This window comes from Candidatus Methylopumilus rimovensis (genome assembly GCF_006364615.1).
Classification (GTDB): Bacteria; Pseudomonadota; Gammaproteobacteria; order Burkholderiales; family Methylophilaceae; genus Methylopumilus; species Methylopumilus rimovensis.
The window spans coordinates 1274069-1283799 of the sequence record NZ_CP040986.1 but is presented as its reverse complement, the minus strand read 5'-3'; the positions used below and the strand labels follow the sequence as shown (position 1 = coordinate 1283799).

Below are 9731 nucleotides of genomic sequence, written 5' to 3'. Positions count from 1 at the left end.
AATTTTAATTTTATGTTGATCGTGTTCGAACTTTAGCGGTTTAATCCAGGTGTTGAATTGCTGGGCGGATAGCTCTTTTTTAAAGCGTTCGAGACAGTGAGTCCAAAAATTTTCCATTAACGGCAAAATCCAATATATATAGTATTAAAATTACAACTTCTTCTTGATTTGGCATTTTAGAGAACCGGAACGGTATAAAAATGCCTTTTGGGAATGATTGCTTTACGGAAGTCATCTTAACTGAACCTATCAAAGTTATCCACAGGCGTTTTTAGACTTCTTGCACAAATAATCGTTGACACTTGGCGGTATGTACGGTAAATTGCGCGATCCTTATCGAATTATAGCTGGAGAAACACAATGAAACGTACCTATCAACCATCAAAAGTAAAACGTGCACGCACGCATGGTTTTTTAGTACGCATGAAGACTCGTGCAGGACGCGCTGTTTTATCAGCACGCCGTGCTAAAGGCCGTGCTCGTATCGGTCTATAAAGACCTATCTGGCAAATTCTCCATAATTTGCAAACTAAATTAACCAAACTTACAAAAACGGATGAATTTTCATCCGTTTTTAATTTCCGTAAGCGACTTTCCTTTCAGCACCTAAGTTTTCATTATCAGCCTAATACTTTATCTTTATTTCGTTTAGGTATGGTTGTAGGCAAAAAAACACAGAAATTGGCTGTAAAGCGCAACTACATGAGGCGTGTCTTGCGCGAATTAATGCGAAAAAAACAAGAACAGCTCTTAAATTTTGATATAGTGATACGCATTCAAAAATCGTTTTATCGTAACGATTTTGTTGAGATTGAAACAGAAGTGGATCAGATGATTGCAAAATTGAAAAAATGAAATCAATCGCAATATTTTTTCTGAGATGTTATCAATTATTATTAAGTCCCTTTTTTGGTCAGCAATGTCGATTCACACCGACGTGTTCACAATACTCGATAGAGGCGATACAAAAAAAAGGCGTAATACAAGGTATTTTTTTATCAATGAAACGAATAGGTAAATGTCATCCCTGGTGCAAGGGTGGTCATGACCCTGTTATTTAATTTTGGAATTTTATAATTTATGGACACGAAGCGTTTAATACTGTTTGTTGTATTTTCTTTTTCAATTCTTTTGCTATGGGATACATGGCAACGTAAACATGTTCCAGTAAGCGAAGTTGCATCGCAACAAGATGCGAGCGTTCCATCTTCTCAAAAATTAAATACTTCAGATGCCAAAACAATATCTCCCGATTCTAATTTCAAATTAGAAACTGCATCTCGCATTAAAGTATTGACTGACTTGTATCAAATTGAAATTGATACAGCGGGTGGTGATATTCGTCGTTTGCTTTTAAACAACCATTTGGCTGATAACGGGCAGGATAAATTTCTTTTATTAGATGATGCACAGAAACCATTGCTTTACGTGGCACAATCAGGGCTTATCGGTAATGATTTGCCAACACATAAATCTATGTTCACATCTGAAAAAACAAATTATGTTTTAGAAAGTGGGCAAAATCATTTAGATGTTAAATTAAATTACAAAAATCAAGATGTGGAAGTTGTAAAAATTATTTCTTTCGATCGTGATAGTTATCAAATAGGTGTCCGTTATGAAATTACTAATCATAGTAAATTGGCTATTACACCATCAGCTTATTTCCAGCTGTTACATGATGATGAATCTAATCAAGGCACTAGCCTAGCACCCACATTTACCGGTGGCGCTTACTATACTGAAGCAGATAAATTTAAAAAAATTAATTTTAAAGATATGAAGAAACGTGACTTATCACTTATTTCTGTTGATGGATGGGTAGGCGTAATTCAACATTATTTTGCGAGCGCTTGGATTTTACCTGTTAATCAAAAGCGTGAATTTTATACAAAACAAGTTGCAGATAATATTTATTCATCAGGTGTGTTAACACAACTCTCTTCTATTCAGCCTGGTGAGAAAAAAAAATTTTCAACCAAACTCTACTCAGGCCCACAAATTAAAGAACAACTAGAAAAAGCCGCACCAGGTTTAACTTATTCAGTGGATTATGGTTGGTTAACTTTTATTGCGTCACCTTTATTTGTCGTGCTTAATTGGATTTATAAATTAGTAAATAATTGGGGTAGCGCCATTATTCTTCTTACGGTGTTAATTAAGCTGCTCTTTTATCCACTCTCTGCAGCAAGCTATAAATCTATGGCACAACTTCGTGAACTTGCACCGCGCTTGCAAAGCATGAAGGAAAAATTTGGTGATGACAAAGTTAAGTTTCAACAAGCCATGTTAGAACTTTATCGCACAGAAAAAATTAATCCGATGGGCGGTTGTTTACCTATTCTTATTCAGATTCCTGTTTTCATTTCACTTTACTGGGTGTTGATGGGCGCTGTTGAATTAAGACATGCACCTTTTATTTTATGGATCACTGATCTTTCTCTGAAAGATCCTTACTATGTATTACCTATCATTATGGGTATCAGCATGATTGTCCAAACAAAACTCAATCCAGCTCCCACGGATCCCATGCAAGCAAAATTGATGATGATCATGCCAGTTGTATTCAGTATATTTTTCTTTTTCTTCCCAGCAGGCTTAGTGCTTTATTGGGTGATTAATAATCTCTTGTCCATTCTTCAACAATGGATGATTAATCGATCCATTCATGCAGCAGCATTAGCTAAGAAAGGCAATGCAGCTCGCAAATAACTTAGATACCATTGCCGCCATTGCGACACCTTCGGGTGCTGGCGGCATTGGGGTCGTTAGAGTCTCAGGTCCGAAGGCGAGTGATGTTGCGAAACATATTTTAGGTGTTTGTCCTGAAAATCGTTTAGCGTCCTACCTTCCGTTTTTAGATGTGAACGGTCAAGTGATCGATCGTGGCATTGCACTTTTTTTTAAATCTCCTCACTCATATACTGGCGAAGATATTCTAGAACTTCAAGGCCATGGCGGCATTGCTGTGATGCAACTTTTATTAGCACGCTCTATTGAATGTGGTGCAAGACTTGCGAAACCTGGAGAATTTACCGAGCGAGCTTATCTTAATGACAAAATTGATTTAGCTCAGGCTGAAGCAGTTGCAGATTTAATTAATGCTTCAACAGCTGAGGCCGCAAAAAGTGCTATGCTGTCCTTAAGTGGTTATTTTTCAAATAAAATCAATGACTTACTAAAAGAACTCATCGATTTACGTATGTATGTTGAAGCTTGCTTAGATTTTCCCGAGGAAGAAATCGACTTTATTACGACTGGCAAGGTGAAGGAAAAGCTTTTAAGTCTAAAGTTGCGCATGGATGAAGTGACTTCATCTGCTAAACAAGGCCTCTTATTTCGCGAAGGTTTGACCGTTGTATTGGTGGGCCAGCCCAATGTGGGCAAGTCGAGTTTGCTTAATCAATTGTCCGGCAATGATCAGGCGATCGTGACTTCTATTCCTGGCACAACACGCGACCCCATTAAAAGTGAAATCCAAATCGATGGCATTCCGGTTCATGTAATTGATACTGCCGGATTAAGAGATACAAGTGATGAAATTGAAAAAATGGGCATCGAAAAAACATGGATTTCGATAGAAAAGGCCAATATCGCATTATTTTTAGTGGATGCTGGTAAGGGTATTACCGATTACGAGAAAATCATTCTAAATCGCATTCCAAAAGACATTTTTAAGATATGGATTCACAATAAAATTGATTTGTTATCCAAAAAGGCGTCATCCGAAATGATTGATGGTCAGCACCATCTTTTTATTTCTGCAAAAAATGGAGAAGGCTTAGCCCAGCTTAAAACGACTTTATTAAAAATGGCTGGCGTTGAATTTAGTAAGGACGGAAATCAAGGTGTTTTTATGGCGAGACAACGGCATTTAGATGCACTTGATACTGTCTCAAAACATTTGAATGAATCGCTTCATCAGCTTCAGTCGCCCGAGTTAGTCGCGGAAGAGCTCAGACAAGCTCAAACTTCATTGGCTTTCATCACGGGGGAATTTACCCCAGACGATCTTCTGGGTGAAATTTTTAGTCGTTTTTGTATTGGTAAGTAATTCTTTCGTTCCACGTGGAACACTTCCCCCTGTTTTTTTAAGTAAATGTTTCACGTGAAACAATCGTTTTCATAGTGATTCTGACCAGATTAAAGTAAAATTACACCTTTTCTAACAGACGTAAAATCATGGAATTTCCTAACAATTTTGATGTGATTGTAGTGGGCGGAGGACATGCCGGTACAGAGGCGGCCTTGGCTTCGTCACGCATGGGACAAAAGACTCTTCTTTTAACCCACAACATTGAAACTTTAGGTCAAATGTCTTGTAACCCGTCCATTGGTGGCATTGGTAAAGGTCATTTAGTTAAAGAAATCGACGCTTTAGGCGGTGCTATGGGCATTGCGACTGATGAATCTGGCATTCAATTTCGTATCTTAAATAGTAGCAAAGGTCCAGCGGTCAGAGCTACTCGTGCTCAAGCAGATCGTATTTTATATAAGGCTGCAATTCGTCATCGCCTTGAAAATCAACCTAATCTTTGGCTTTTCCAACAAGCAGTTGATGACATTCTTTTAGATAAAGATCGTGTCGCCGGTGTGGTGACGCAAATTGGCATTCAATTTAAATCTAAAACAGTTGTTTTAACTGCGGGCACATTTTTAGGCGGCCTCGTTCATGTGGGCTTAAAGAATTATCAAGCAGGCCGTGCAGGCGACCCACCTTCTATTTCTTTAGCGCATCGTTTAAGGGAAATTGGCTTACCTGTAGGCCGACTTAAAACTGGCACGCCCCCAAGAATTGATGGACGTACAATTAATTATGCTGTGATGCAGGAACAGCCGGGTGATACTCCGACCCCTTATTTTTCTTTTTATGGCAAAAAAACAACACATCCACAACAAGTGTCGTGTTGGATTACACATACCAATGAATCGACCCATGACATTATTCGAAGTGGATTAGATCGCTCCCCCATGTATACCGGCGTGATTGAGGGAGTGGGGCCTCGCTATTGCCCATCGGTTGAAGATAAAATTCATCGATTTGCAGATAAAGATTCCCACCAGATTTTTTTAGAGCCAGAAGGCCTAAATACCAATGAAATTTATCCCAATGGTATTTCAACGAGCTTACCTTTTGATATACAGTACAAATTAGTCCGTTCAATCAATGGGTTAGAGAATGCTCACATCCTAAGACCGGGTTACGCTATTGAATATGATTACTTTGACCCACGTAACTTGAAATCCAGTTTGGAAACTAAATCGATTCAAGGCTTATTTTTCGCAGGACAAATCAATGGCACGACAGGCTACGAAGAGGCTGCAGCGCAAGGATTGTTGGCTGGAACAAATGCCGCTTTAATGACACAAGATAAAGAATCCTGGTGCCCTAAGCGCGATGAAGCTTATTTAGGTGTTTTAGTTGATGACCTTATTACGAGAGGTGTTTCCGAACCTTACAGAATGTTTACAAGTCGAGCTGAATATCGATTGATGTTAAGAGAAGATAACGCTGATTTGAGACTTACAGAAATAGGTCGCAATTTAGGATTGGTTGATGATGATCGCTGGGCGATGTTCAATCAAAAACAAGAAACTATTCAGTCAGAAGAAGCGCGATTAAAAAAATTCTTTGTGAGGCCTCAAGATATTTCGATTGAAAAACAACAAGCGATTATCGGTAAAGCGATTGATCACGAATATAACTTGTTTGATTTATTAAGACGCCCTGAAGTTAGTTTTGAAGGCGTTAAAGAATTAATGAAAGAAGATGCAAGTTTGATTGATCCTGCGGTCAGAGAACAAGTTGAAATTTCAGCAAAATATAAAGGCTATATTTTAAGACAACAAGAAGAAGTGGATCGAAGTCGAGATCAATTAGATATTCCATTGCCTATCGATCTTGATTACAAAGAAGTGCATGGATTAAGTGTTGAGGCACAACAAAAATTAAATTTACATAAGCCTGAAAATTTAGGACAAGCTTCACGTATCTCGGGTATTACCCCAGCGACCATATCATTACTTTTAGTGTTTATTAAACGAAAAAATAAGCCTAAAAAAATGACCACAAATCGCCCAGAAAAAGCAGCATGAATGGCACGGAAAAAAAAGACCTCGATCTATTGATCGAGGGATTGCAACGCATGGCATTGAAATTATCTGATCAAATGATAGATCAGTTGATGACATATTTAAATTTAGTAGAAAAATGGAATCGCGTTTATAACTTAACTGCGATTCGTGAGCGCGATGAAATGATTAAGCTTCATTTTCTTGATAGCTTATCTATTTTAAATCATGTGCATGTAAAAAATATATTAGATGTAGGAAGTGGCGCTGGATTTCCAGGCATTGTATTAGCAATTACAAAACCTGAATTAAAAGTAACAGTAATGGATTCGGTCAATAAAAAAACGACATTCATGCAACAAGTGAAAAGTGAATTAGCACTTACGAATTTAGATGTAGTGAATAGTCGCGTTGAAGATTATCAACCGATAACACTTTTTGAAGCGGTGACATCAAGAGCGTTTTCAAATTTAAAAAATATGATGTCACTTACACAACACACGTTACAAAAAGAAGGCGTGTGGTTAGCGATGAAATCAAAAGATGTGAAAGAAGAATTAGAAGAATTTGAAAAAAATCAATATACATTGATTCCACTTGAAGTACCTTTTATTAATGCAGAACGATATTTAGTAATATTAAAGAAAGATAATTTTTAGATATGCGTATATTAGCGGTAACGAATCAAAAAGGCGGTGTAGGTAAAACTACGACATCAGTGAATTTAGCCGCGAGCTTAGCTGCAAAAAATAAATCAGTGCTTCTCATTGATCTTGATCCACAAGGCAATGCAACGACAGGTTCAGGTATTGATAAATCAGCAATTAAAATGTCAATTTATGATGTGCTCATTCAAAGTAAATCATTTAACGATATTGTGATTCATTGTGAGCGTGGTAATTTTGATTTAGCACCTTCGAATCGAAATCTTGCAGGCGCCGAAGTTGAACTTGTGAATGAAAGTAAACGCGAAACTAGATTAAAAGAAGCATTACAACATTTAAAAAAAGATTACGACTATGTGTTGTTAGATTGTCCACCCGCACTTAATTTAATTACAGTGAATGCCTTGACAGCTGCTGATGCTGTTCTAATTCCGATGCAATGTGAATATTATGCGTTAGAAGGTTTATCTGATTTAGTGGGTACGATTAAAAAGGTAAGAATCAATTTAAATCCCCACATTGAAATTGAAGGATTGTTAAAAACACTTTTTGATAAACGCAATATGTTAGCGCAACAAGTATCCGATCAGCTCACCGCCCATTTTGGTGACAAAGTATATGAAACCATTATTCCAAGAAATGTAAGATTGGCAGAAGCCCCAAGTCACGGTATGCCAATCTTAATGTATGACCGCTCATCACGAGGTGCGGTTGCTTATTTAAAACTTGCCGAAGAAATCATACAAAAAGAAATGAGGAAGTCACATGGCTAAACCTAAAGGACTCGGTCGAGGACTTGATGCATTATTGTCAAACACCGATGAAGATACACCAAAGAACGAAGGCTCTTTACAAACATTATCGATTAGCGACTTAAAGCCTGGTAAGTATCAGCCTCGAAGCATTATGCAAGAAGAAGCATTGCATGCGCTTTCACAATCGATTTTAAAGCAAGGCGTTATGCAACCTATTATTGTGAGACCGGTTGGTAATAACCAATATGAGATCATTGCAGGTGAGAGACGTTGGCGTGCTGCTAAATTAGCTAACTTAAATGAAGTGCCTGTCATCATTAAAAATATTCCTGATGAATCAGCGCTTGCGATGGCGCTCATTGAAAATATTCAACGCGAAGATTTAAATCCATTAGAAGAAGCTATCGGCATTAAACGTTTAATTGATGAATTTAATATGACACATGAAGCTGCAGCCGATGCTGTGGGTAAATCGCGTGTTACGGTTTCTAATTTATTAAGACTTTTAACTTTAACGAAGTCCGTTCAAGATCGATTATTAAGTGGCAAAATTGATATGGGTCATGCAAGAGCATTGATCGGTTTAGAAGGTAGCCAACAAATTATGTTGTGCGAAGAGGTAATTCAAAAAAATCTATCTGTGCGCGAAGTCGAGGCACTGGTTAAAAATTTACAAAATAGTTACAAAACAGATACGCCGAAGTCATCCCCTAAAAGAGCCAATGCGGATGTCCGTCACCTTGAGGAATCTTTAGCCGAAACCCTAGGTGCGTCGGTTACGATCGATGCTAAAAAGAATGGTTCGGGCGTTTTAAAAGTGCATTATCGCAATTTGGAGCAATTGGATGAGATTCTTAAAAAAATTAAAGGATAAAGTAAGCTTTACCCTTGACGTAACGGCCAATTCCAGCGAAAATTCATGCCTTTGTAACTCAAAAATTTTGCATTCAGTGAGCATAAATGTCCGATATTGATGAAATCACTGAAAGAATGAAGCGATTCCCTCAAATCATTCAAAAAATGTTGAGTTTGCAGGTTAAAGCCGCTGGCATATTAACGGTTTTAGTTGCAGTAGTCTTTGGAAAGCATGCAGGTATTTCTGCGTTGATCGGTAGTGTCTCCGTAATATTCGGTGTACTTCTCGCCTCAAAAATTGCTCACAAAACGGCTTTGAGTAAAGAGCCCGCAGCTATCATTATTAATGTATTAAAAGCTGAAGCTGTAAAAATTTTTGTAGTACTTGTATCGCTTTGGTTGGCGTTTAAGTTTTATACAGCGCTTGTACCATTTGCACTGATTGCAGGGCTTGTATTGTCAGCCATTATTTCAGGCGCATCGATTACAAAATTAAATGAAGACTAACAAAAGTCACTAGGAAATATTGAAAGATATGGCAACTGAAGGCACATTAACACCAAGCGAATATATCACCCACCATTTAACCTTTAATACAAAGGCAATTGGTGAAGGTGCATTTTGGAGCTTAAATATTGACTCACTCGTCATGGGTGTGTTGCTGGGTATTATTTCAATGGCATTAATTTGGATGGTGGCTCGTAAAGCTACAGCCGGCGTTCCTTCAAAAGGCCAAGCGTTTGTAGAACTCATGTTTGGTTTCATTGATGATCAAGTTAAAAATATATTTCATGGCGATCGTCATGCTTTCATTGCACCTGCCGCGCTTACCGTTTTCATTTGGGTGCTTGTCATGAACTCAATGGACTTTTTACCGATTGATGTGATGGCACATTTTATTTACGCACCTTTAGGCATTCATGAATGGCGAAGCGTTCCAACTTCAGATATCAATACCACATTTGCACTTGCGATTGCAGTGTGGATTCTTATGATTTATTTTGGTATTAAAGTAAAAGGTTTTGGCGGTTGGATTCATGAATTATTCACAGCGCCCTTCGGCAGCAAAATTTGGGTGTGGCCTGCAAACTTTCTATTTAATATTATCGAATATATTTCTAAACCTTTATCTCACTCACTCCGACTTTTCGGAAACATGTACGCAGGCGAAGTGATTTTCTTGCTACTTGGTTTACTCGCATCAACGAGTGTGACAGGCGTATTTTTTGGAGCATTATTGGGCGCAGGTTGGTCCATATTCCATATTCTAATTGTGGGGCTACAAGCATTTGTCTTCATGATGTTAACGGTGGTGTATTTATCGATGGCGCATGAAGGCCATTAGTTTTTTTATTTAAGTATTTTTAACTGAAAGGGAAGTAAA

Annotated in this window: 12 protein-coding genes; 11 read left to right on the top strand and 1 reads right to left on the bottom strand. The window is 37.9% G+C overall.

Annotated features, from left to right (window positions below):
* Nucleotides 1–117, bottom strand: a 117-nt coding sequence (locus tag FIT61_RS06790) for a DnaA N-terminal domain-containing protein (RefSeq protein WP_187351843.1), incomplete at its 3' end; no start/stop codon positions are given.
* A 243-nt stretch (nt 118–360) separates the two neighbouring features.
* Between FIT61_RS06790 and rpmH the strand changes: the two genes are divergently transcribed.
* The 11 genes from rpmH (at nt 361) to atpB (ending at nt 9692) form a co-directional block, all read left to right on the top strand.
* Nucleotides 361–495, top strand: a complete 135-nt coding sequence (rpmH, locus tag FIT61_RS06730) for a 50S ribosomal protein L34 (protein ID WP_139874011.1) — start codon at nt 361–363, stop codon at nt 493–495.
* A 27-nt stretch (nt 496–522) separates the two neighbouring features.
* Entirely contained in the window at nt 523–855 is a 333-nt protein-coding gene (gene rnpA, locus FIT61_RS06725) for a ribonuclease P protein component (protein ID WP_244925193.1), read from the top strand.
* The gene (yidD, locus tag FIT61_RS06720; protein ID WP_139883896.1) at nt 852–1061 is read left to right on the top strand and encodes a membrane protein insertion efficiency factor YidD; all 210 of its coding nucleotides are present in this window, start codon (nt 852–854) and stop codon (nt 1059–1061) included. The genes rnpA and yidD overlap by 4 nt, the downstream gene beginning before the upstream one ends.
* A gap of 19 nt (nt 1062–1080) precedes the next feature.
* Entirely contained in the window at nt 1081–2712 is a 1632-nt protein-coding gene (gene yidC / locus FIT61_RS06715) for a membrane protein insertase YidC (protein WP_139883894.1), read from the top strand.
* Complete coding sequence (gene mnmE / locus FIT61_RS06710) at nt 2696–4054, top strand: tRNA uridine-5-carboxymethylaminomethyl(34) synthesis GTPase MnmE (RefSeq protein ID WP_139883892.1); 1359 nt, start codon at nt 2696–2698, stop codon at nt 4052–4054. The genes yidC and mnmE overlap by 17 nt, the downstream gene beginning before the upstream one ends.
* Nucleotides 4055–4182: 128 nt before the next feature.
* The gene (gene mnmG / locus FIT61_RS06705) at nt 4183–6096 is read left to right on the top strand and encodes a tRNA uridine-5-carboxymethylaminomethyl(34) synthesis enzyme MnmG (protein WP_139883890.1); all 1914 of its coding nucleotides are present in this window, start codon (nt 4183–4185) and stop codon (nt 6094–6096) included.
* Nucleotides 6093–6731 carry a 16S rRNA (guanine(527)-N(7))-methyltransferase RsmG gene (gene rsmG, locus FIT61_RS06700; RefSeq protein ID WP_139874005.1) on the top strand — a complete coding sequence of 213 codons (639 nt, stop codon included), beginning with the start codon at nt 6093–6095 and terminating at the stop codon, nt 6729–6731. Before mnmG ends, rsmG begins: the two co-directional genes overlap by 4 nt.
* Nucleotides 6732–6733: 2 nt before the next feature.
* Nucleotides 6734–7510: a ParA family protein gene (locus FIT61_RS06695; RefSeq protein ID WP_139883889.1), complete on the top strand. Its 777-nt coding sequence runs from the start codon at nt 6734–6736 to the stop codon at nt 7508–7510.
* Nucleotides 7503–8366, top strand: a complete 864-nt coding sequence (locus FIT61_RS06690; RefSeq protein WP_139883887.1) for a ParB/RepB/Spo0J family partition protein — start codon at nt 7503–7505, stop codon at nt 8364–8366. The genes FIT61_RS06695 and FIT61_RS06690 overlap by 8 nt, the downstream gene beginning before the upstream one ends.
* Nucleotides 8367–8452: 86 nt before the next feature.
* Entirely contained in the window at nt 8453–8854 is a 402-nt protein-coding gene (locus FIT61_RS06685; RefSeq protein ID WP_139874002.1) for an ATP synthase subunit I, read from the top strand.
* A gap of 28 nt (nt 8855–8882) precedes the next feature.
* Nucleotides 8883–9692 (top strand): F0F1 ATP synthase subunit A, encoded by an 810-nt coding sequence (gene atpB / locus FIT61_RS06680; protein ID WP_139874001.1) that lies wholly within the window; start codon nt 8883–8885, stop codon nt 9690–9692.
* The last annotated feature ends 39 nt before the right edge of the window (nt 9693–9731 follow it).

Excerpts from the sequence above, each read along its gene's own strand:
- FIT61_RS06695 (WP_139883889.1), top strand. The coding sequence starts at position 6,734 with ATGCGTATATTAGCGGTAACGAATCAAAAAGGCGGTGTAGGTAAAACT.
- rpmH (WP_139874011.1), top strand. The coding sequence starts at position 361 with ATGAAACGTACCTATCAACCATCAAAAGTAAAACGTGCACGCACGCAT.
- rsmG (WP_139874005.1), top strand. The coding sequence starts at position 6,093 with ATGAATGGCACGGAAAAAAAAGACCTCGATCTATTGATCGAGGGATTG.
- atpB (WP_139874001.1), top strand. The coding sequence starts at position 8,883 with ATGGCAACTGAAGGCACATTAACACCAAGCGAATATATCACCCACCAT.
- mnmG (WP_139883890.1), top strand. The coding sequence starts at position 4,183 with ATGGAATTTCCTAACAATTTTGATGTGATTGTAGTGGGCGGAGGACAT.
- mnmE (WP_139883892.1), top strand. The coding sequence starts at position 2,696 with ATGCAGCTCGCAAATAACTTAGATACCATTGCCGCCATTGCGACACCT.
- yidC (WP_139883894.1), top strand. The coding sequence starts at position 1,081 with ATGGACACGAAGCGTTTAATACTGTTTGTTGTATTTTCTTTTTCAATT.
- FIT61_RS06690 (WP_139883887.1), top strand. The coding sequence starts at position 7,503 with ATGGCTAAACCTAAAGGACTCGGTCGAGGACTTGATGCATTATTGTCA.
- yidD (WP_139883896.1), top strand. The coding sequence starts at position 852 with ATGAAATCAATCGCAATATTTTTTCTGAGATGTTATCAATTATTATTA.
- FIT61_RS06685 (WP_139874002.1), top strand. The coding sequence starts at position 8,453 with ATGTCCGATATTGATGAAATCACTGAAAGAATGAAGCGATTCCCTCAA.